Annotated in this window: 18 protein-coding genes and 1 pseudogene; 11 read left to right on the forward strand and 8 right to left on the reverse strand. The window is 66.4% G+C overall.

Annotated features, from left to right (window positions below; translation table 11 throughout):
- The first annotated feature begins 5 nt into the window (after positions 1-5).
- The 7 genes and pseudogenes from P8R42_01570 (at position 6) to P8R42_01600 (ending at position 7,665) form a co-directional block, all read left to right on the forward strand.
- The gene (locus P8R42_01570; GenBank protein ID MDG2303334.1) at positions 6-1,217 is read left to right on the forward strand and encodes a crosslink repair DNA glycosylase YcaQ family protein; all 1,212 of its coding nucleotides are present in this window, start codon (positions 6-8) and stop codon (positions 1,215-1,217) included.
- A 12-nt stretch (positions 1,218-1,229) separates the two neighbouring features.
- Positions 1,230-1,841 carry a DUF938 domain-containing protein gene (locus tag P8R42_01575; GenBank protein MDG2303335.1) on the forward strand — a complete coding sequence of 204 codons (612 nt, stop codon included), beginning with the start codon at positions 1,230-1,232 and terminating at the stop codon, positions 1,839-1,841.
- On the forward strand, positions 1,838-3,055 hold the full coding sequence (locus tag P8R42_01580; GenBank protein MDG2303336.1) for an MFS transporter: 1,218 nt from the start codon (positions 1,838-1,840) through the stop codon (positions 3,053-3,055). The genes P8R42_01575 and P8R42_01580 overlap by 4 nt, the downstream gene beginning before the upstream one ends.
- A gap of 56 nt (positions 3,056-3,111) precedes the next feature.
- Positions 3,112-4,560, forward strand: coding sequence for a sulfatase (locus tag P8R42_01585; GenBank protein ID MDG2303337.1), 1,449 nt, complete (start codon positions 3,112-3,114; stop codon positions 4,558-4,560).
- A gap of 24 nt (positions 4,561-4,584) precedes the next feature.
- Positions 4,585-5,670: pseudogene (locus P8R42_01590) on the forward strand (serine hydrolase).
- Between the two features lie 58 nt (positions 5,671-5,728).
- Positions 5,729-6,622, forward strand: a complete 894-nt coding sequence (locus P8R42_01595) for a hypothetical protein (GenBank protein ID MDG2303338.1) — start codon at positions 5,729-5,731, stop codon at positions 6,620-6,622.
- Positions 6,619-7,665, forward strand: a complete 1,047-nt coding sequence (locus P8R42_01600; GenBank protein ID MDG2303339.1) for a fatty acid desaturase family protein — start codon at positions 6,619-6,621, stop codon at positions 7,663-7,665. Before P8R42_01595 ends, P8R42_01600 begins: the two co-directional genes overlap by 4 nt.
- Positions 7,666-7,693: 28 nt before the next feature.
- Here the strand turns inward: P8R42_01600 and P8R42_01605 are convergent, their stop codons facing one another.
- Together P8R42_01605 and P8R42_01610 are read right to left on the reverse strand one after the other, a co-directional pair.
- Positions 7,694-9,184, reverse strand: coding sequence for a VCBS repeat-containing protein (locus P8R42_01605; GenBank protein MDG2303340.1), 1,491 nt, complete (start codon positions 9,182-9,184; stop codon positions 7,694-7,696).
- Entirely contained in the window at positions 9,184-10,752 is a 1,569-nt protein-coding gene (locus P8R42_01610; GenBank protein MDG2303341.1) for an acyl-CoA synthetase, read from the reverse strand. Before P8R42_01610 ends, P8R42_01605 begins: the two co-directional genes overlap by 1 nt.
- Positions 10,753-10,902: 150 nt before the next feature.
- Between P8R42_01610 and msrA the strand changes: the two genes are divergently transcribed.
- Complete coding sequence (gene msrA, locus P8R42_01615; GenBank protein ID MDG2303342.1) at positions 10,903-11,679, forward strand: peptide-methionine (S)-S-oxide reductase MsrA; 777 nt, start codon at positions 10,903-10,905, stop codon at positions 11,677-11,679.
- 33 nt (positions 11,680-11,712) lie between these two features.
- Entirely contained in the window at positions 11,713-13,509 is a 1,797-nt protein-coding gene (locus P8R42_01620; GenBank protein ID MDG2303343.1) for a hypothetical protein, read from the forward strand.
- A 66-nt stretch (positions 13,510-13,575) separates the two neighbouring features.
- Here P8R42_01620 and P8R42_01625 read toward each other — a convergent pair whose 3' ends face one another.
- The 4 genes from P8R42_01625 to P8R42_01640 all read right to left on the reverse strand — a co-directional run bounded on the left by P8R42_01625 (position 13,576) and on the right by P8R42_01640 (position 17,185).
- Complete coding sequence (locus P8R42_01625; protein ID MDG2303344.1) at positions 13,576-13,986, reverse strand: hypothetical protein; 411 nt, start codon at positions 13,984-13,986, stop codon at positions 13,576-13,578.
- Positions 13,987-13,990: 4 nt separating this feature from the next.
- On the reverse strand, positions 13,991-14,785 hold the full coding sequence (locus P8R42_01630) for an SDR family oxidoreductase (protein MDG2303345.1): 795 nt from the start codon (positions 14,783-14,785) through the stop codon (positions 13,991-13,993).
- A 10-nt stretch (positions 14,786-14,795) separates the two neighbouring features.
- Positions 14,796-15,572: a crotonase/enoyl-CoA hydratase family protein gene (locus tag P8R42_01635; GenBank protein MDG2303346.1), complete on the reverse strand. Its 777-nt coding sequence runs from the start codon at positions 15,570-15,572 to the stop codon at positions 14,796-14,798.
- Between the two features lie 107 nt (positions 15,573-15,679).
- The gene (locus P8R42_01640) at positions 15,680-17,185 is read right to left on the reverse strand and encodes a TonB-dependent receptor (protein ID MDG2303347.1); all 1,506 of its coding nucleotides are present in this window, start codon (positions 17,183-17,185) and stop codon (positions 15,680-15,682) included.
- Between the two features lie 440 nt (positions 17,186-17,625).
- Between P8R42_01640 and P8R42_01645 the strand changes: the two genes are divergently transcribed.
- Positions 17,626-19,881, forward strand: a complete 2,256-nt coding sequence (locus P8R42_01645) for a fused MFS/spermidine synthase (GenBank protein MDG2303348.1) — start codon at positions 17,626-17,628, stop codon at positions 19,879-19,881.
- A gap of 45 nt (positions 19,882-19,926) precedes the next feature.
- Here P8R42_01645 and P8R42_01650 read toward each other — a convergent pair whose 3' ends face one another.
- Together P8R42_01650 and P8R42_01655 are read right to left on the reverse strand one after the other, a co-directional pair.
- The gene (locus P8R42_01650; GenBank protein MDG2303349.1) at positions 19,927-20,535 is read right to left on the reverse strand and encodes a histidine phosphatase family protein; all 609 of its coding nucleotides are present in this window, start codon (positions 20,533-20,535) and stop codon (positions 19,927-19,929) included.
- Positions 20,536-20,538: 3 nt separating this feature from the next.
- Entirely contained in the window at positions 20,539-21,261 is a 723-nt protein-coding gene (locus P8R42_01655) for an enoyl-CoA hydratase-related protein (GenBank protein ID MDG2303350.1), read from the reverse strand.
- A gap of 131 nt (positions 21,262-21,392) precedes the next feature.
- Here P8R42_01655 and P8R42_01660 point away from each other — a divergent pair, with 131 nt between their 5' ends.
- A complete protein-coding gene (locus P8R42_01660; protein ID MDG2303351.1) occupies positions 21,393-21,812 on the forward strand; it encodes a rhodanese-like domain-containing protein in 420 nt (139 codons plus the stop codon).
- The last annotated feature ends 26 nt before the right edge of the window (positions 21,813-21,838 follow it).

Raw genomic sequence — 21,838 nt, forward strand, 5'->3', positions numbered from 1 at the left:
CGCGCATGCCCCCGCGCCCCCTTTCGATCGCGGCCGCCCGCCGGATCGCGCTCAGCGCCCAGGGCCTCACGCGCCGACGTCCCAAAGGGCGCGTCGGACTGTCCCACGTTCGCCGGGTGATCCACGAGCTCGGCCTGTTGCAAATCGACTACGTGAACGTGCTCGTTCCCGCGCACTACTTCGTTCTGTTCTCCCGCCTCGGGCCCTTCGACCGCGCCCTGCTCGACCGCCTCGTTTTCCAGCGTCGCGAGTTCGTCGAGCAATGGGCCCACGAGGCATCGATCGTTCCAATGAAGACCTGGCCGCTGCTCGCGCACCGCCGCGAGGAGTTCCAGCGCTCAAAACGCTTCGATGCCTTCAGACGAAAGCATCAAGAGTACGTCGACTCCGTGCTCGAAGACGTGCGGGCACGCGGCCCGCTGTCCGCCGACGACCTGGAACCACCCGACGGTGTAGCCCGGAAGATTCCCGGGGTCTGGAGCCGATCCGTGCCGCGTATGGTTCTGGATCACCACTTCGGCCACGGTCGGGTCGTCGCGTCCACGCGTCGCCCCAACTTCATGCGCGAGTTCGACCTTCCGGAGCGCGTCGTCCCCGAGGAACACCTCGAACGCACCCTCTCCAAGGAGGAAAGCCAACGCGAGCTGCTCTCGCAGGCGGCGCGCGCCCACGGCATCGCGACCGCGGGCGACCTCGCGGACTACTGGCGCATGCCGATGACCGAAACGCGGAGCCGCCTTCGCGAACTCGCGGAACGAGGCAAGCTTCGCGAGGTCGCGGTCGAAGGCTGGCAGGAACCCGCGTACCTCCACCCGAAAGCGGCACACCCACGCGTCGCCGACGCCTCCGCACTGCTCTCGCCGTTCGATCCCGTCGTGTGGACCCGCGACCGGATGGCGCGCCTCTTCGGGTTCGACTACCGACTCGAGATCTTCGTCCCGAAGCCCAAGCGCCGCTGGGGCTACTACGTGCTTCCATTCCTCCTCGGCGACCGCCTCGTAGCCCGCATCGATCTGAAGGCGGAACGCGCGCGGGGCCGGCTCGACGTCCTGTCCTCGCACTTGGAGGACGACCTGAATGCCGAGACCGTCGCAGCCGCTCTCGCGCCGGAACTGCGACTGCTCGCAGACTGGCTCGGTCTGGAGAGCGTCCGCGTCGACCGCCGCGGCGGATTCGCTCGTGCGCTCGGTCCGGCGGTTCGCGCGGGGGAGTGCTAGCGTCCGCGGACGATGCCGCGACGACACGCTCCCGCCACCGACCGCAATCGGGAACCGATTCTCGAAGTCCTGCGGGACTGTCTGCCAAAGAGCGGCCGCGTTCTCGAGATCGCCTGCGGCACGGGCCAGCACACGGCTTTCTTCGCTCCGGAGTTCCCGAACCTGGAGTGGCAACCGAGCGACCTCGACCCCGAGGCGCGCGCGAGCACCGACGAGTGGGCCCGTAACCTGGCGAACGTACAGCCGGCAATCGCCCTCGACGCCTCCGCCCGGGAGTGGCCGCTGAACGGCGTGAGCGCGATCTTCTGCGCGAACATGATCCACATCGCCCCCATCGAAGCGTGCACGGGACTCGTGGTCGGCGCCGGCCGTGCCCTCGAGCCGAAAGGTCTCCTCATCCTCTACGGCCCGTACCGCCGCGACGGCGCGCACACCGCGGCGAGCAACGCCTCGTTCGACGAAGATCTGCGCGCCCGCAATCCGTCGTGGGGAATCCGCGACCTCGAGTTCGTCACCGCAGAGGCAGCGAACGCCGGGCTCGTCCATCAGGGAACGACCCAGATGCCGGCCAACAACCTGCTGCTCGTGTTTCGCGCTTCGGCCGACGCCGAGGCAACCCGTTGAGCGAACAGGGCTCGTTCCGCGGCTGGCGCATGGTCGCGGCGCTCGCGATCGCGCAGGGCTGCGGAATCGGCCTCCTGAACGCGTACGGGCTCGTCGTGGAACCAATCGCCGCGGAGTTCGATGCGAGCACCGCAATGATCGGCGCGGGAATGTCGGTCTTCGTTCTCTCGATGGCCCTGACGAGCGCGTTCCTCGGCCCGCTTCTCGACCGAGGGATCATCCGGCCCGTGATGCTCGGCGGGGTTGCGCTCATGATGGGCGGCGTCGGGTGGATGGCGCGGGCCACGAACATGGGCGAGCTCGGCCTCGGGCTCGCGATCGCATCGGTCGGCATCGCCGCCTACGGTCCGCTCCCGGCCAACGTCGTGCTCGTGAACTGGTTCGCCAAACGCCGGGGGACCGCTCTCGCGATCGCGGCGGCGGGACCACCGATCGTGGGTTTCTTCGTGCCCACCGCCACGGCGTGGCTGATCGAGATCGGCGGCTGGCGCACCGCGTTCTCTGCCCTCTCCCTCGCGCTCGGTGCGATCGCACTCCCCATCATCGCGTTCGTAGTCGTGGCACGGCCCTCGGAGGTCGGCGAAACCGTCGACGGAGTGCCGGAAGCCGCCGCCGAGGAGGAACCGCGAGCGGACGCGGACTCTTCGATCAGCGATCTTCTGCACCAACGAGATTTCTGGCTCGTCGCCTTCGCGTTCGGGCTGTACTTCTCCGTGCCCGTGGGCGCGGGCCTGTTTATCGTGCCGCTGCTTCTCGAGCTCGAGTTCTCCCCGTGGGCCGCAGCGGCGGGCGCCACGATGGCCGCGGGCGCCAATCTCGTCGGCACGATCGGCGCGGGCGCCCTCGCCGATCGCCTTCGCCCGAAGTCCGTTTTCCTGGGAGTCCTCGCTGTCTTCATCGTCGGCCTGCTCTTCATCGGCCTCGCCGACTCTTCTCTCCTCGTGTTCGCAGCGGTCTGTCCGTTGACCTTTAGCTTCGGAGCCGGACAGCCTCTTCTCCCGCTCCTGCTCGGTGGCCGCTTCGGTCCCCAGGTCGTCGGACGCGCCCTTGGTGTAACCGGCGCCTTAGGACTTCCCTTCCTGATCGCGGCCGCACCCCTGGCCGGGCTCCTGCGCGACTTCACCGGCACCTACCGAAGCGTGTTCCTGGGGGCTGCCGTGGTCATTGCGTTGTCAGCCGCGCTCACCGCCGCCGCCAGGACGCGCCGCCCATAACGGCGGCGCGCGGTTTGCGGTTGACACCTCACACGCTCGCTCTCTACCAGTCTGGGATGGCCCCCGGTCGACGAACGCTGGCGCTGCTCGGTCTGTGCGCGATCGTGCTGGCAGCCTGCACCGACCCACCGCCCAACGCTGCCAATGATGTCCACGCCGGTGCGACGAAGAAAGCTGCGTTCTCGCCGGCTCAACCGAACGTCCTGCTCATCATCGTTGATACCCTGCGCGCCGACCGGCTACCCACGTACGGATTCCCCGCCGGGCGAACCCCCTCCCTCGACGAGCTGACCCACGACGCAGTCGTGTTCGAGCGAGCGATCGCCGCATCTGCTTCGACCGTGCCGTCGCATGCATCGATGTTCACGTCACGGTTCGTCCGCCAGCACGCGGTCGGGTACCGCAACGGAGATACGGCTCTGCGAAACGAACCAACCCTGGCCGAGGCGTTTCGCGATGCGGGGTACGCAACGGCCGCATTCATCAGCAACGTCATGCTGCGCAGCACAACCGGGCTAAACCGTGGCTTCGACTTCTACGACGAGAACCTCCCCACTGAGGAACCCAACCGCCCGCTCTTCTTCGAGCGCGACGCCGCACTCACTACGAAGCGGGCCATCCGGTGGTTGGAACGGGAGCGGGACAAGCCCGTGTTCCTCGTCGTGCACTATCAAGATCCGCACGGCCCCTACACGCCACCGGAACAGGTCCTCGCTGACTTTCCGGCCGCACCGGTCGCGGATGAACCCACGCTCCCAGTGAATTCTACCCAGAGTGGGTTCCGCGGCCTGCCGTCGTATCAGGCGATTCCCGGCCTCGACCAACCGAGCCAGTACGAGCGCCGCTATGCCGCCGAGATCCTCTACACGGATCGCTGGATGGCGAAGCTGCTCCGCGCATTCGACAGCCAAGACCCGAACGCGGAGCACGTCGTCCTGTTCACCGCGGACCACGGCGAGAGCCTCGGGGAAGAGGAGCATTGGTTCGAGCACGGACACACGAGCATGCCCGACATCGCGCACATCCCCTTCGTTCTCCGGGCGCCGGGCATCCCACCCGCTCGCCGACCGGAGCCGGTGAGTCAGGTCGACATCCTGCCCACCCTGCTCGAACTCGCCCAGATCGACGTCCCGACGGGTACTGCCGGGATTGCGCTGGGGCCCTACCTCCGCAGTGGCGAGCCCCTTCCGGCGCGCGAGCTGTACTGCGACATCGGCCTCGAGACCGCCATATACGAGGAAGGCGGCTTCACGCGGCTTCGCTTCCCGTCTTACGACTCCGGACACAGAGGTGACATCAGCGAGATCCGGGTCGAACGATACGACTGGCCTCGAGACCAGGGCTGGCGGCCCGCCACGGCGCCGACCGAGGTCAGCGACGAAACTCGCCGTTATCTGTCCCGCGTCACCCCGCTGCATCTGACGACGACCCCGCCCGACCGCGCGCGCGCGGCGCGGCTCCGCGCCCTGGGCTACCTGGAGCCGGAGCTCCCGGCCAAGGAGTGACGAATGAACCTACGAGCGATCCTTATGGCGACCACGATCCTGGCCGCGGCCTGTGGCGACGGCTCGGTCGAGCCGAGCACGACCCCGGCGAACGTCGACTCGACGGGCATCTGGCGCATTGGCTCCCCGGCCGACCACGGCTTCGATTCCGACCGATTGAACGCCGCCGCCGATGCCCTCGCGGCGCCACGTTCGAAGAGTCTCCTCGTCGTACATGAGGGCGAGGTCATCATGGAGAGATACTGGGAGGACCACGACCCCACGCTTCCTCTCCCCGTCTTCTCCGTCACGAAGTCCTTCGCCAGCACACTCGTCGGCGTCGCCGAGCAGCAAGGGCTCCTCGATCGCGAGGACCACGCGTCGGACTTCATCCCACAGTAGATCGGTGGGGACAGTGAAGCGCTCACCATTCGCCACTTGATGACGGGGGACTCTGGACGTACGTGGGACTTCGCGGGCGACTACCCGGGCACCCTCGGCGGAGGCGTCACCCCAACCGATCTCACCGACTATGCAATGAACCGCGGCCAGCAGTTCGAAGCCGGCACCACCTGGCAATACAACCAGATGGCGATCCAATGTCTCGATCGCGTCCTGAGTACCGCGACCGGAAAGCGTACGATCACGTTCGCGCAGGAATCTCTATTCGACCGGCTCGGCATGAGCGGCACGTTCGCCTCCGTCGACGACGTCGGTCAGATGACCCTCGCCTACGGGATCGAGTCGACCGCCCGCGACCTGGCGCGACTCGGCTACCTCTACCTTCAGGGGGGACGCTGGAACGGCGAGACCATTCTTTCGGAAAACTTCGTCCGCGACGCGACGCACACTACGAATTCGATCAGCAACAACTACGGATATCTCTTCTGGCTGAACGCCGACCGGGAATGGTTCGAGCCGGTCACGCTCGCACACCACGCGGAAGGAAAGGTGTATCCCTCGGCGCCCTCCGACGTCTTCGTCGCGTCCGGCTTCCTCGGCCAGCTCATCCTCGTCTCGCCGTCCGAGGACCTCATCCTCGTGCCCCAGGGGGCCGGGACGACCCCCGGATTCGCGGACCATTACGACGAGATCTACCGCCGAATCGCGGACGCCCGAATTTCGCCCTGATTCTCTAAATATTACAATCTATTGTTCAATTGGGCTCTTTATGTAATATATAGACATCATGAAGCCCTCCCCGAAAAGCTTCATCCTCGACCTCCTGTCGACGCTCAAACACGGCACGATGCCGGTGAGCGCCCTGGTCGAAGCCGGCGAGCTCTTCGGGATCGGCGCCAACAACATGCGTGTGGCTCTCGCCCGGCTCCTGGCCGCGGGCCAGGTGGGCCGCGACGAGCGAGGCCGGTACCGCCTCGGTGACGGCACCCGGCCGGTCGCCAAGCGCCTTGCCGGCTGGCGCGATCCCGGACACCGCACGCGGCAGTGGGACGGCAGCTGGATCGGCGTGCACTGCGCCACGGCCGACCCGAAGATCGGCCGCTCCGAGAAACGTGGCCGCAAGCGAGCACTGCACCTCCTCGGCTTCGAGCTGCTGCTTCCGAACCTCGCCGTTCGGCCGAGCAACCTACGCGCGACCACGGCGGAACTCCGCGCCGAACTGCGGTCCATCGGGCTGCCCCTGGTCGATCTCGTATGCGAGCTGCGCGACCTCGACGCCGAACAAGACGCCGCCGCGCGCAGCCTCTGGAACACCGAGAGCCTCCGGGCGCTGTACGGAGATCTCGATGACGAACTCCGCGAGAGTACGACGCACATCGCAGCCGCGCCCCCGCGCGAAGCGATGGTCGAATCGTTCCTCGTAGGCGGACGCGCCCTGCGCGAGCTGATCCTCGACCCTCTCCTTCCCGACGAGATCTGCCCTCCCACGGAGCGGCGCGCCTTGCTCGCTTCCATGAAAGACTACGACCGACTCGGCCGCGCGGCATGGGCCGAGTTCCTCAACGGTTACGACGTACCGCATCTGCGCGGGCCCATCGACTCTCGCATGGCGGTGACCACAGGACCCCGAACGGGATTCAACGGCACCGACCCCGCAGGAAAGGAGGGCATACGACCATGACGACCAGTGCAACGACCGTAGACGAAGCGCTACCCCACAACTGGAGGAAAGCCCTCTCCAACGACGAGGTTCACTCCCTGCTGGCGATGCGCGACGCGCGCTCCTGGCTCACGTTGACGATTAACTGGGGCATCGTAGGCACGGCGTTCGCGATGGTAGCCGTGTGGCCCAACGTCCTGACCGCCCTTCTCGCCACGTTCCTGATCGGGGCGCGGATGCTGGGCTTTGCCGTGCTCATGCACGACGCCTCGCACCGCGCGCTCTTCCACAACCGGAAGGTCAACGACTGGGTCGGCAACTGGCTCTGCGCCTACCCGGTCTGGAGCGACCTGCGCCCTTACCGACCCTACCATCTGCAGCACCACGGGAAGACCGGCACCGCCGAAGACCCGGACCTCGGACTGATCACGCCGTTTCCGATCACTCCGCGGAGTCTGCGACGGAAGATGTGGCGTGATCTCAGCGGCCAGACGGGCCGGAAGTTCGCGAAGGCCGCATTCAAGCGCACGTTCGCGCGCTTCCGTGTCGACGAGGATGCCCGCTGGGCAGCGATCGGCGTGACCGTTACGAACGTGATCCTCTTCGGTGCCCTGGCGGCCTTCGGGCACCCCGCGCTGTATCTACTCTGGGTCCTCGCCTGGATGACGACCTACACCTGGGTCACGCGGATCCGAGCGATCGCCGAGCACGCCCTCACGCCCGACCAGACCGATCCGCTGCGCAATACGCGCACGACCATCGCGTCGCCGCTCGAAAGACTCCTCATCGCTCCGAACCGGGTCAACTATCACCTCGAGCATCACCTGCTGATGACCGTGCCCCACTACAACCTGCCTCGGATGCACGCGCTCCTCAGCGAACGCGGCATCCTCGAGGAAGCCTGCGTCGACCGCGGCTACCGAATCGTTCTGAGCCGCGCCGCCTCGAAGGAATCCGACGGCACAACGGTCGAGGATGACAAGACGGACTACGATCCGTCGCAGCGGAACGGCCTGATCGCGCCACCCGATTCATCCGACCAGCAGCGGGACTCCGCTTCCTGAGGCCCGCGAAAACACGGCATCGTCGCGGTCACTGGGCGATCAACACCTGCAGGGTCCGGTCGAGGCCGTCGCCGTCCACGCGTCCGTAGCGAAGGACGATGTCGGCCTTGCCGTCTCCGTTCACGTCAGCCGGGCTCACGAGGTCCCGGCCGTTGCCCGGGAGACGGACCTCGGTCACGACCGGGTCGGCCGCAAAGAGCGCCTCCGATCCATCGCCCAGGAACACGCGGATCTTGTCGTCGCCCTCGCCGAGGATCAGATCCAGCCGGCTGTCGCCGTTTATGTCGGAGAGGAACCAGGGGGGCACGGTCGGCTTCCCACTCGCGAGATCGAACGCCACTTCGACCTCCTCGCGCCGGTCGGGTTCACTGGGATAGCGACCGTTCTCCCCAAGCGCGTAGTACGATACCTCGAGGTCCACCGTCCCGCTGACGAGCCACCCGAAAATCGTCCCGATGCCGAAGTCGACGGACCACGTGCCGAAGTCCGTACGGCCGTCGCCGTTCACATCGGCGAAGCTCGGGGTATCGATCACGACGTTCGTATCGATGCGGCCGTCCTCGGAGGACTCGTAATCGAACCCGACGCCCTTCTTGGCCGAGTGAAGCTGAAGGACGTGGGTCTTATCGAAGAGCCCTTCGCTCTCCACCGTGTGCGTGAAGAGATCGGCCTTCCCGTTCCCGTCGAAGTCGCCGACGCGCACGACGCGCTTCCAGGTCTGATCCGTGTGGTCGACGTCCACGCCGCCGACGTCGTCTCCGAGGAAGCGTTCGGTGATGCCGAGGCCCAGCGGAACGACTCTCCCCGCAGCGAAGCGGCCCGGGCCCTCGCCCGCGAAGAAGATCATCGAGCCACCGCGCACCGCGACCGCGTCTCGCGTACCGTCACCGTCACCGTCGAGGAAGTACAGCCGCACCGGGCGGTACGTGATGCGGCGGTTGTACTCCTGGTGATGTGAGATGGCGGGGACCTGGAGGACCGGGCCGCTGCGGAACCCGCCCGTGTCCTCTTGGAAGAAGACGCGGTAGCCGTTGAAATCCGGGAGGACGATATCAGATCGGCCGTCCCCGTCGGCATCGTCGAGGAACGAGATCGGGATCAGCTGGGCGAGCGGTCGGAGCTGGAAGATCGAGGTCGCTTCCGCAACGGAAGAGAACGAGTCGTCTGCCGGATTCCAACGCTGGACGCCCGAGGGAGTCAGCGCGTAGAGCGCTTCTTCGTCTCCATCGAGAGCGAGCACGTCGCCCGCCAATTGCACCGTGCGAGCCGGCTTCGCAGACAACCGTCCGTCCTCGCCTACCGGGAAGACCGAGAAGCTCGCCGACTTGTCCGCGCCGACACCGGCGACCACGAGGCTACGCCCGCCCCCTCCCGGCGTCTTCACGGCAAAGACCGCCTTCCGCACCGGGTGCGGCACCGAGAGCTCGAAGCGCTCGAATCCACCGGGCTCCGCGGCGACGGTCGCAACGAGACCGAAGAGCGCACCAAGGACCGGGACCAAGAATCGAATCGGGTACACTAGACGATCCGGCTCTGGTGACCCTTCCAGTACTCATCCTTCAAGAGGCGCTTGTAGAGCTTGCCGGTCGGGTGGCGCGGGAGCTCCTCTCGGAAATCGACGCTTCGCGGACACTTTACGTCGGCGAGATTCTCGCGACAGTACGCGATGAGCTCGCTCTCGAACTCCGGGCCGGCGTCGGACATCTCGGCCGGCTGCACGACCGCCTTCACTTCCTCGCCGAAGTCCTCGTTCGGAACGCCGAACACGGCGACGTCCTGGACCTTCGGGTGCATCGTGAGGACATTCTCGGTTTCCTGCGGGTAGATGTTCACCCCACCGCTGATGATCATGTTCGCCTTGCGATCGGTGAGGTAGAGGAAATTGTCCTCGTCGAGACGACCGATGTCGCCCAGAGTGCTCCACCCGTTGTCCATGTAGCTCTTGGACGTCTTCTCGGGGTCGTTGTGATACTCGAAGCGGCCACCGACGGTGCTCTCTCCGAAATACACAGCGCCCTCCTGCCCCACCGGAACCTCGACGCCGTCCTCACCGATGATGTGAACCTCGGAGCCGAGAGGCTGGCCCACCGTGCCCTTGTGCGCGAGCCACGCTTCGGAGTTGCAGTACACGAAGCCGTTGCCCTCGGTCCCTGCGTAGTACTCGTGCAGGACCGGACCCCACCATTTGATCATCTGCTCCTTCACCGGGACCGGGCACGGTGCGGCCGCGTGCACGGCGCAGCTCAGGCTGGAAAGGTCGTACTTCCCACGCGTCGCCTCGGGAAGCTTCAACATCCGAACGAACATCGTCGGGACCCACTGGCTGTGCGTCACACGGTGCCGCGCAATGACGTCCAACGCCCCCTCAGCGTCGAAGCGTTCCATCACCAGTACGGTCGCACCGATCCGGTGGAAGCCCGCGCAGTAACGAAGCGGCGCAGCATGATAGAGCGGCGCCGGAGAGAGATAGACCGAGGCCTCGGTCGCTCCGAAAAGGAGCGTGATCAGACTCGAGAGGCCGTCGGGCGTTCCGAGCGGCATGTCCGGCAGCGCCGCCTTCACGCCCTTGGGCCGACCGGTCGTGCCCGACGAATAGAGCATCGGGCCTCCTTCGACGCGATCCGGCAACGGCTCCGGCGACTGTGCCGCGATCGCCTCCTCGAAGGAATCGAAACCCGCGACGGCGCCCCCCACCGACAGTCGAAGGTCCAGGCGGTCCAACCGATCGCCCAGCTCCGCGACCTGGTCCGCCTTGTACGGGCTGGTGATGAAGACTCGGCTACCGCTGTCCTCGAGGATGTACGCCAACTCATCGGCGGTCAGCCGTGAGCTGACAGCCGTGTAGTACAACCCTGCATAGTGACACCCCCACATGATGGGCAGGTATTCGGCGCGGTTCTCCATGCAGAACGCGACGTGGTCACCGGGTTTCAGGCCGATCGAGTGAAACACCCGGGCGAGTCGGTTCGCGGTATCGTCCAACTCCCGGTACGTGACGATCCGGCCGTCGGCCGCCATGATCACCGCCGGGCGGTCCGGCTCCTTCTCGGCCCAGGTGCCCGGATACTGCTTGATGTCGTCGGCCATCGTCTGTGATCTCCCCTTCGGTCGGGCTCCACCTCGCAGCCCCGACCCTCCAGTTAGGCCACAGGCGCCGTGGGATCAATCGCCGCCGGGCGCGGATGATCTCGGGGCTCGTAACTCCTTCGGACACACCACGTACTGTCAGATACCATGATGAACACGATGCAAGACCGAGGACGCAAACAACCCATCATTCGCTCCCTCACGCACCCACGCTCGGCTAGATTCGGCCGGACTGTAGCGCTGGCGGTCGGCGCCGCCGCCCTGCTCGGCACGCTCCCCGGGACGCCGGTCGCGGCATCGACCACCCCGGACGCAAAGAGCGCGGCGCCTGCATCCGACGAGACCGCATCCGCGATCTTCGCCGGCGGCTGCTTCTGGTGCATGGAGAAGCCCTTCGATGAACTGCCCGGCGTGATCTCCACGACTTCCGGCTACACCGGAGGAAAGCTCGCCGACCCGACCTACGAGCAGGTGTCGAGCGGAAACACCGGGCACATCGAAGCGGTACGCGTCGACTACGACCCGAGTGTCGTCTCGTACGCCGCTCTCGTCGACGTGTTCTGGCGCAACATCGACCCTCTCGATGCTCGCGGCCAGTTCTGTGACAAGGGCTACCAATACAGCAGCGCGATCTTCTACGGCTCGGACGCCGAGAGGCAAATCGCCGAGGAGTCGAAACGCGCGCTCGAAAAATCTAGTCGGTTGCCCGGGAAGATCGAGACCCGGATCGTGCCGGCGACCGAGTTCTACGATGCTGAGGACTACCACCAAGACTACTACGAGAAGAATCCCATCCGATACCGGTACTACCGCTACCGCTGTGGCCGAGATCAGCGCCTCGAGCAACTCTGGGGCGACGAAGCCGGTGGGAAAAAGGTGAAAACGAGCCGGGCCACCCCTGCGCCTGCCCTCTACGGGGTCAGTTGATCCATTCGGTGCGTGGCACCTATAAGAGGGTCCGTGCTTCCGATGATTAGTGGGCCTCGCGCCCGCCTCGGCGTCGCGTCCATCTTCATCGCGCTGGCGGTCCTCCTATCGATGGGCTGCGGCGACGGGGCCACAGGTTCAGCCTCGCCCGAGACGACGGCGCCGGGCCAGCCGGTTGAGCCACCACCAAGCGGACCACCGAACCCGGTCGACGGTTGCACCGAGTTCGACAGTACCTTTGCCGCCATCCAGGAAGTCGTGTTCGAGAACCGTGGCTGCACCCAGCAGGTCTGCCACGGCGACTCCGCGGCCGGCGGACTAGACCTGACCGACGGCGAGTCGTACCAGAATCTCATCGAGGTCCCATCGACCGGATCGAGTGCCCTACTCGTCATTCCGGGCGACCGTGACCGGAGCTATCTGTACGCGAAGCTCGCCGCCGCGACGCGTCCAGGCACCGTCGAAATCAACGGCTCGGCGATGCCGAGTGGATTGTCGCCCATCAGCGCGGAGGAGCTCACGGCGGTCCGTCTTTGGATCGCGGGAGGCGCCCCCGAACATGACACCGTCGAGGGCACCGAAGACCTCCTTGATGCGTGCCTTCCCGAGCCCGAACCGATCACGATCCAACCACTCCGCGTTCCCGCGCCCGATGAGGGCGTCCAGTTCGTGATGCCGCCGATCGAACTTCGGTCGGGCAGCGAGCAGGAACTCTGCTTCGCGACGTACTACGACTTCACCGGCCAAATCCCCGAAAAGTTCCTCGATCCGACGGGCCAGTTCTTCCGCATCAATGCACAAGAGCTTCGCCAGGACCCCATGAGTCACCACATGGTACTCAGCCATTCCGGAGTCCCGATCGAAGAGATCGCTGACCCGGCGCTCCCCGATTGGACGTGCGCGGGGGGCAGCCGAGACGGCAAGAGCTGTGATCCCCTAGACGCAACCTCGTGCGGCGACTCAACCTGCCGCACCACGCCGACAGACACGTTCGCCTGCATTGGCTTCGGCCCCGACTCCGTCGTGGGACTTCCCACTCAGGGTCGAAACATCGGCGGCGGCCAGGAGCCCCAAGTATTCCAGCGCCTTCGTCCCGGCGTCTTCGGCCAGATACCGCTCTCCGGTATCGCCTTCTGGAACACGCACGCGTTCAACCTGACGACACGCGACCACACGTTGAACGGCCGACTGAACGTCTACTTCGCCGAAGAACAGCTCTTCCCCGTCGTCGCCCTCATCGGCGGCAACGGCGCCCTCGACCCCAACGCAGCCCCGTTCACCGAAGAGACGATCTGCCGTGACCACCTGCTCCCCCAGGGCGCGCGGCTCTTTTCGGTCACGTCACACAACCACAAGCGTGGCGTGCACTTCTGGGCGACCCTCCCCGATGGCACCCAGATCTACGAGAACTTCATCTACAACGACCCGACGCGACAGGAATTCGAGCCTCCGCTCGCATTCGACTCCGAGGACGGCGCGGATCGCCGCATCACCTATTGCTCGACGTACAACAACGGCATGAACGAAGACGGCTCACCCGATGTCGAAGCCGTGACCCGGCTCTCCCGCATGCCGGCGAGTTCCGCCAACGGCTTCCTTGCCGGCGGCTGCACTCCCGTTGCGTGCGTCACTGGACAGATCGGCGGCGCGTGCACGGAAGACGCCGAGTGCGACAGCACGGCGGGCGCCGGCGACGGCTGGTGCGACGCATGCGCCATCACTGGCGGAGAGAGCACCGAAAACGAGATGTTCATCTTCCTCGGACAGTTCTACATCGCCGACGGCTTTCCCCAGCCGCCGACCGACGGGTTCATCGGCGTCGGGTTCTAACCGTCTGCTCGTGCTCCGCCAGGAGTACTCCGTAGCCGGCAACGGCATCGTTCACGCCGACGGCGCCTAGCGCCTGCCAGTAGACTGCCGCGTTGCAAGCGACGACCGGCTTCCAAAAGGGGTTACGAGCCCGATCCAGCGCGCGCCCAGAACCCGCAAGGCCTCGTGCGTCGCGTGCGACGCCGTGAACGTCGGGGTCCCGTTCTCCGATTCCAGGTCGCGGGCGCTCTGCTCCAGAACCGCAAGGCCACCGCGGATGCCATCCGTGGCGAGACCAACGATCAACGCCGCGGGATGGGCCGTCGCGAGCTTCTTCGCCTCGTCCCGAACATTCTGCAAAAGGTTCGCGTCGAACAGAAACCGACCCACTTGATTCGTGACGCCACTCGGCCGCAGATCGTCCAACTCGGGCTGCACCACGGTGTTGAAAGACGGGACGAGAGCTCCGAGGACCGCGCGACAGCCGCGGACGTCCACAGGATCAGTCCACCGATGGAAGATGCTGCGGCGCGGGCGCGGTGAGCAGGATCGCACCGTCGACCATCAGGGTCTGCCCGGAGACGAAGCCGGCCCCGGACGAGCAGAGGTACGAGATCGCGTCGGCGACGTCGTCGGCCGACGCCAGGCTGCGAAGCGGTGTCAGTGCCTCGACGTCGCGCCGCATCGCCTCATGGCCCTCGCCGGCGTAAAAACGCGTCGAATCGGTATCGGCGTACACGAAGTTCACACAGTTCACCCGAATCCCGCGGGGCCCGAGCTCGAACGCGTACTGCTTGGCGAGCATTTCCATCGCCGCCTTCGCCGCCCCGAGGACACCGTGGCGTGGAATCGTGCGCACGCAGTCGTATCCGGACACGGCGACGACCATCCCACCACCGCGCTTCTCCATCAGCGCGGCGGCCCGCTGCACCCCGAACAGGAATCCGTTCACAGTAATCGCGAACGTCTTCTCCACGTGGTGCGGCTTGATGTCGAGAAGCGGCTTGAAGGCCGTCGCGGCTGCGTTGGCCACGTAGATGTCGAGACCGCCGAACTCCGCCTCGACCTCGTCGAACGCGCGATTCCGCGCGTCGTCGTCACCGACGTCCAGCTGGATCGGAACCCCGCTGCCCCCGAGAGCCTCGAGTTCCCGGACGACCTCGTCGGCGGTCTCGCGCTCCTTGCGGTAGCCGATCGCGACCCGAGCGCCGCGAGCGGCAAGCTTGCGCGCTGCCGCCCGCCCAACGCCGCGCGACGCCCCCGTAACGAACGCGAAACAACCGTCGAGGTCCTTCATCGACCGGCGACTACTTCGCCTTCCAGTTCGGTGCCCGCTTCTCGATGAAGGCGAGCGGCCCCTCGCTGAAATCCTCGGAACGGAACACGGGCCCAACGAGTTCTCCACCCTTCGCGAAGGCGGCTTCCTCATCCAGTCCGTCCGACTCGAGGATCACCTGGCGCGACGCACGGACGGCCAAAGGAGCCGCTTCGTTGATCTTGTCGGCGAGCTCGAGCGCGGTCGACAGAACCTGATCGGCCGGCACGACACGGTTCACGAGACCGAGCTGATACATCCGCTCGACCGGGAAGGGCTCACCGGTCATCGCCAGCTCGAGCGCCGCGTTCTTGCCGAGCAGGCGGGGCAGCCGAACCAGGCCACCGGCGAGCGCGATCAGGGACCGCTTCACCTCCGGAATGCCGATCTTGCCGCCTTCGGGCGCGACGATCAGGTCACACGAGATCGCGAGCTCGCAGCCGCCCGCGAGGGCCGGTCCGTTCAATGCGGCGATGACGGGCTTCGTGCGCTTGCGCTGGACGAAACCACCGAAGCCACCGCGCTCCGTCTGCAGACCAGCCGCATTACCGGAACTGATGGCCTTCAGGTCGGCTCCGGCACAGAACACGGGACCGTTCCCGGTCAAGACGGCGGTCCAGAGCTCCTCGTTGTTCTCCAACTCGTCGATCGCCGCCTCGATCCCGCTCGCCACGTCTCCGTTGACTGCGTTGCGGGCCTCGGGCCGGTTCATGGTGATCACCAGGGTGCGGCCTCGGACCTCGGTCAGGACCTTCGCTTCATCGGACATGGCAGACAGCTCCTTCGATTCTTGTGGGAAAGGGTGGAGACCCGCTCGGGGCCCGACCCCGTACATACGGACGGGCGCGTCCCCTCTCAACTCGACCGCGCGGGACCTCAGAACGACACCTGGACGCCACCGCCGAAGTTCCGGCCCGGCAGGGGCGCGACATCTTTCAGGAAAGACGCGGCATCCGGCGCCTCTGCATCGAGGAGGTTCCTCATCCGAAGGAACACCAGCGAGTCGAACGGCCCGACGCTCGGCAGGGCATCGTCGGGAACCCGGTCCTGCGCCCGGGCCCGCAGCGCGTCAAACTGCGCATGAAAAGCGCCGTACTCGTAAATGACGCTGCCACCGAAACGGAGCGGCGGCATTCGGGGGAGAGGTGCTCCCGTGTCGCGATTCTCGGCCCACACGTAGTCGGCGCACCCAACGACGTGTAAGCGCTGCACGGCGTCGTCGATGACGTGAAACGCAAGCTCCGCCTCGCCCCCGGCGAAGTCTGCCGGGATGCCTTCGAACATCTCCACCTGGAAACCGTCCTCCACCGCGCCGGTCGGGAACAGGGTCAGAAAGTTCCAGAAGCGGTTGTAGAAGCCATTCACCGCCCAAACGATTGCGTCGATCGAACCGAGGTAGGCGAGGTTGAAACCCATTGACCGCTCCGAACCGAAGTCCGGGTTACCGATCCCGAACCGGCCCAGCGCAACGTGCGGTCCGTTCGCGTATAGCTCCTCGTAGTTGGGCGGCCGCTGCGTGTACGAGCTGTCGAGGGTGGCGGACTGCTCGGAGGAGAGCGGATCGAGATGCATCTCCTCGAGAATAAAAACCGACTGCGAGCTCGTGAGCGTCACGGGCAGAAAAGCCTCTTCGCCAAGGGCCGAGAAATCCGATCGGAAGCTCTGGAAGCCAAGGGCGCCGTCGAAGAGACCCAGGCGGTGGTGTACCGCCTCGATCCGTAGATCGTAGCCCCGGTTCGAGAACACCGTCCCCACTGCGTCCCCCTCGAACTCGGTGTGATGATAGTCCACCACGCGCGCCTTCGCCTCGATCGAGTGCACATAGTCGACCGGGTCCGTGACGCCGGCAGCAACGTCGAGGCGATTCTGCGAGAGATCGACGGTGACGTCGGGTTCCGCGACGATGCCGTAACTGGTGCGGTACAGCGAAGGCGCAACTCCGACATAGAAGTCCTCCTCGACCCAGGAAAGGCCGGTCGCAAAGCCCGTATTCGACACCGCGCTGTTCGGCAGCGTGCCCTTGGCCTCCTCGCCAGGCGGGAGCGGCTCGAGTTCGCGCAACTGCTTGGACCGGGCGAAGCCGGGGATCGAGATGTCGCCGGCCGTGAGCCCAAAGCCGCTCAGGTAATACGCGAGCGAGCCCTCGCCGATCGTCGCCTGCTTCGACAGCAGCAGCTCCTGACCTTCCAGGACCGAGACCGCCTGCGCGACTTGACGTGGCGTCGTCGCGAGAGGACTCGCCGTTACGACAATCGCGTCGACACCGAACGACAGAACCTTCTCGTCGCCCGGCTCCGGCTCGACCTCCTCCGGATCGTGCGGTGACGCCTCATGCACTTCCTGCAGCGTCCCCGCGGATTGGGCGCTCGCGCGCTGCGCCAACGGGACCGACGAAAACGCGGAAACCCGGCGCGCTCAGAACACAGGAGCGTCGGCAGGCGGAGATCGACCTCGCGCCTCGGAGCGGCAGCCCCCTTCGACGGCCGGAGCGGCCGTCGGCTCGATGCGCTCGGCCGTGGGGGCGGGAGCCGCTGAGGGCTCGAGAGCCGTCCCAGCCGCGACCTGTGCCGCATTTACGCAGACACCACACGAATCGGCAGGAGAGGACGCCTCAGCGTGGTGATGCGCCGACGCGACACCCGCACCGAGAAATCCGACTAGAAACGCCAGGAGAACGGCGGGCACGCAGATTGGGATAAACGAACGCTTCATCCGACGGACCAAAATACTCTACCCTCTCGGCGAGAAGCAACTGCGGCTCGCCCTCGGAGGCAAGCGCCCTCGGTTTGCCGCGCCCGCGAGCTTCGGCTTTGAAGGGACGCATGACCACTGGGCCAGAGATCGCGGGGCGAGCACGGACGGGACTTCTCGCCGTGTTCTTCGCCTCCGGCGTCGCCTCGCTGGTGTACGAGGTGCTCTGGCTCCGGGACCTGCGGCTCGTCTTGGGCAGCGGCGCTCACGCGACCGCCACGACCCTCGCCGTATTCTTCACCGGGCTCGCTGCGGGCAGCGCGTTCTTCGGCGGGCGCGCCGCGCGCTCCTCTCGGCCACTCCTCTTGTACGCCGGACTCGAGGTAGGCATCGGCGTCACCGCCCTGCTCTCGTTCGGCCTCCCGGCGGCACACCTATCTGTCTACCCGACGCTCGTAACGACGTTGGGCACCGGCACCTGGGGGTTGGTACTCGGCCGCGTCGCTCTCTCGTTCCTGTTTCTTCTCCCGCCCGCCGTACTGATGGGCGGCACGCTTCCGGTCATGGGCGAGGTCTTCGTGCGGCGGCCCACGCAACTCGCGACCACGACCGGCGTGCTCTACGCAACGAACACCGCGGGCGCCGCGGTCGGCGCACTCCTTGCCGGGTTCGTACTGCCAGTCTGGCTCGGGTTCCGCGGCTCCTACGCGACGGCGATTGCGCTCAACCTCGCACTCGGCGCGCTCGCCGCAGTGCTCTCGTACGTCGTCGGCGAACGGCCCGCTCCGTCCGCCGACGAGAAGACCGCGACCCGTCCCATGGCCGGCTGGCTCGCGGGCTACGCGTTCCTCGGGGGGTTCGCCACGTTGGCTCTCGAGGTCTTGTGGACACGCATGTTCGCGCTCGTCCTCAACAGTTCGGTGTACGCATTCTCGACGATACTCGTCGTGTTTCTCCTGGCCCTGTCCACCGGCGCCGCCTTATCGGCGCGCATCGTCCCGCGACTGCCACCCGATCTTCACTTGTTCGCACTCTTGCTCGGTGCCGGGCTCGCAATCGGCGGCTCCCCGTTCGCACTCCACGCCGCGACCGGGCAACTCGGGTCGATCCCGTCTCAGTGGGGCTTCGCGCCATACGTGATCCTCGTCTTCGGCACGGCGCTCCTGGTGGTGCTCCCACCCGCCGCGCTCTGCGGCGCCGTTCTCCCCGCCCTTCTGCGCTTCTGCGAACGAGAGGGCACGCGGCCCGGCGAAACGATCGGGCGGCTCGTGGCGCTCAATACGGCCGGCGGGGTCTTCGGCTCGCTCGTCGCGGGCTTCGCCCTGCTCCCTACCATCGGCTTGTGGCGCAGCGTGCAGATCCTCGCCTTCCTCTACCTCGTTCTGGCCCTCTTCTGCGTGGGATCGTCCTCACCGGGCGCGCGCTACCTTCGAGCCGCTGCGCTCGTCGCCACCGTTCTTTTCGGGACTTTCCTCGATCCCACCCGACTCGCGCTCGTCCGGGTCGAAGCCGGCGAAATCATCGAGAAGGTGTGGGAGACGCCACACGGCGTCGTTACCGTGACCCGGGACGATGGCGGACGCCGCATCCGGCTCGACAACACCTACATCCTCGGCGGCACCGAAGGTCACGCCGAGGAAGCGCTTCAAGCGGACCTACCCCTCGCGCTCCACGGTGCGCCGCAACGCGTGTTCTTCCTCGGGCTCGGCTCCGGCATCACCGCCGCCTCCGCGCTCGCGCACCCGGTCAAGCACGTGATCGCTACGGAGCTTCTGCCCGAGGTCGTCGAGGCCTCTCGATCCTACTTCGAGGAGTCGGCCGGAGCCCTCTTCTCCGACGAGCGCGCACAAGTCCTCGCGGTCGATGGACGCATCCACCTCGCCACCACCCACGAGACCTGGGACGTGATCATCTCCGACCTCTTCATCCCGTGGCACGAAGGTACCGGCAGTCTCTACACCAAAGAGCACTTCGAAACGGTGCGGGCGCGTCTCGCCGCCGGCGGCATCTTCGCGCAGTGGCTGCCGTTCTTCCAGCTGAGTCGGAACGACTTTGACACGATCGCCCGCACGATGCTCGACGTCTTCAGCAACGTAACGCTCTGGCACGCCAGCTTCCGAGACGACGAACCCATCGCCGTACTCATCGCTCGACGGCACGACGCTCCGCACGAAACCCGCCTCGCGGACCCGCCAGCCCGGTTCGGCGGCGTGCTTCGCAAAGAGCTCTTCGCATCCGCACCACTCAACACCGACGATCGTCCGATCCTCGAGTATCGGGCACCTCTCTCGCAGGCCGCGGTGCGCTCGGAGCGCGAATCCTGGCTGACCGGACCGGAGCTGGACCGTCTGCTCTTCGACATCCGCCGTTCGAACGAGAAGCGCTAGTGCAGCGCCGTCGCACGGGAGTCGCTGTCGAGCGGCGGCGGTGCGCTAGACGGCACCGCCGTCACGCGAGGTCTTATCCAGATGCTCCGTGCAATCGAGTCGCAAGACCCGCCACGGGGCCACGCCCTCGACGGCCGTGACCGAGGTGTTCGCCCAGCCCTCCGGGGCGACGAGACCTCCGAGCTCGAAATGCCGGGCGGTGAGAGCCGCGCAAACCAACCCGTGCGTGACCACCGCGAGTCGCGCCTCGACCCCGGCCGCGCACGTGCGAATGGCGTCCCACGCCTCATCGACGCGCGCATCGAAGACGGCACCGGTCTCTCCGCCGGGAGGCGCGAATTCGTACGCGAAGATGTTCCGGTCGCCGAGTTCGGAGTACGGCGTCCCCCGTACGTCACCGAAGTTGCGCTCCTGCAGGAGTGAGTTCACCTCGAGAAGTGCCTGCGTCGTCGCCCGTACTGCCTCGGCCGTCATCAGTGCCCGCAGCAGGTCGCTCGTCAGGATGCGCTCGACGCCCCCTGCCGCGAGGCGCTCGGCCAATCTCCGCGCCTGGTCGGAACCGCGCTCAGACAGCGGAGTCTCCGGGGTCTGAACGATCCGCGCCGCATTCGAGGCGGTCTCGCCATGTCGAATGATCAGGATCTCACGGGCCATGAGCTAGGACCTCCTTCGGCTCGGCCGCACGAAGAGCGCGGGATCGACTTGGAAGCTCTCTCCGACCTCGTTCTCGAGCGCGAGCGCGTCGTCGAGCGCTAGAGCCGCACCGCGATTCAGAAGGTCCAACGACCCGCGGACGGCAGGCTCGGGATTTCCGGCAATCTGCCGCGCGAGGTCCAGCGTGACCGCCCGCAACTGATCGTGCGGCACGACCCGATTACACAGCCGGATTCGCGCCGCCTCGTCGGCGTCCACCCAACGACCGCTCAGCGTCAGTTCCTTTGCGATCGCGAGTCCCACCCGTCGAGGAAGCAGCGCCGACATTCCCCATCGCGGCAGGACCCCGAGCTTCGCGTGGGTATCGGCAAAGCGCGCTCGGTCCGAAGCGAGGATGAAGTCGCAGGACAGCGCCAACTCCAGCCCCCCAGTGACGCACGCACCGTTCACCGCGGCGATCGTCGGCTTCGAGAGCCTTCGCAGACCGCCGCCGGGGCTCGTGAGCGGCATCTGCCCCTGGCGTTCGGAGATCTCCTTCAGGTCCGCGCCGGCGCTGAAGACGGGCTCGGTCGCCGTCAGCACCACGACCGCGATCTCCTCGTCCGCATTCACGACCTCGGGCAGTCGCTCCAGTTCCTGGCGCATGGCGAGCGTCAGCGCGTTCTTCTTCTCCGGGCGGTCGATCGTGACGACCAGGACCCGATCGATTTTCTCGCGGCGGATCATCTCTACCCGCGGTTGTGCCTGGTCTCGGGGTCGGCTGCAAAGCGGCGGTCCCCGCTTGCACCGCTGCGAAAACGGGGATTAGCTCAGAACCGCAACACTCAAGCGGGGTGTCGCCTAGCCCGGAGGTCCCCATGAAGAGATTCTACATGCCCGTGTTCACGCTCGCCTTGGCGGCGGCCTTGCTGTTGTGCGGCAACGCCCTCGCCGACGACCACATCGCCGACGTCACGCCCGACCAACTGGAGAGCATGATGAACGCCGGCAACGCGATCGCCATCGACGCGAACGGCGCAACGACCCGCACGAAGCACGGCACCGTCCCGGACGCCGTCCTTCTGTCGGACTACAAGCGCTACCAGCCGACCGCCGAGCTTCCGTCCGAGAAGGACACGCAGCTGGTGTTCTACTGCGCCAACACGCATTGCGGCGCCGCTCCCGCTGCCGCCCAGAAGGCCCAGGCCGCCGGCTTCGAGAACGTGGCGGTCATGAGCGAGGGCATTATGGGCTGGGCCAAGTCGGGCAAGACGGTCTCGAAGGACAAGGCGAGCTGAGCGGGCTCAGCCGCCCGCGACTTCGG

It is taken from the genome of Candidatus Binatia bacterium, from assembly GCA_029243485.1.
Classification (GTDB): Bacteria; Desulfobacterota; Binatia; order UBA12015; family UBA12015; genus VGTG01.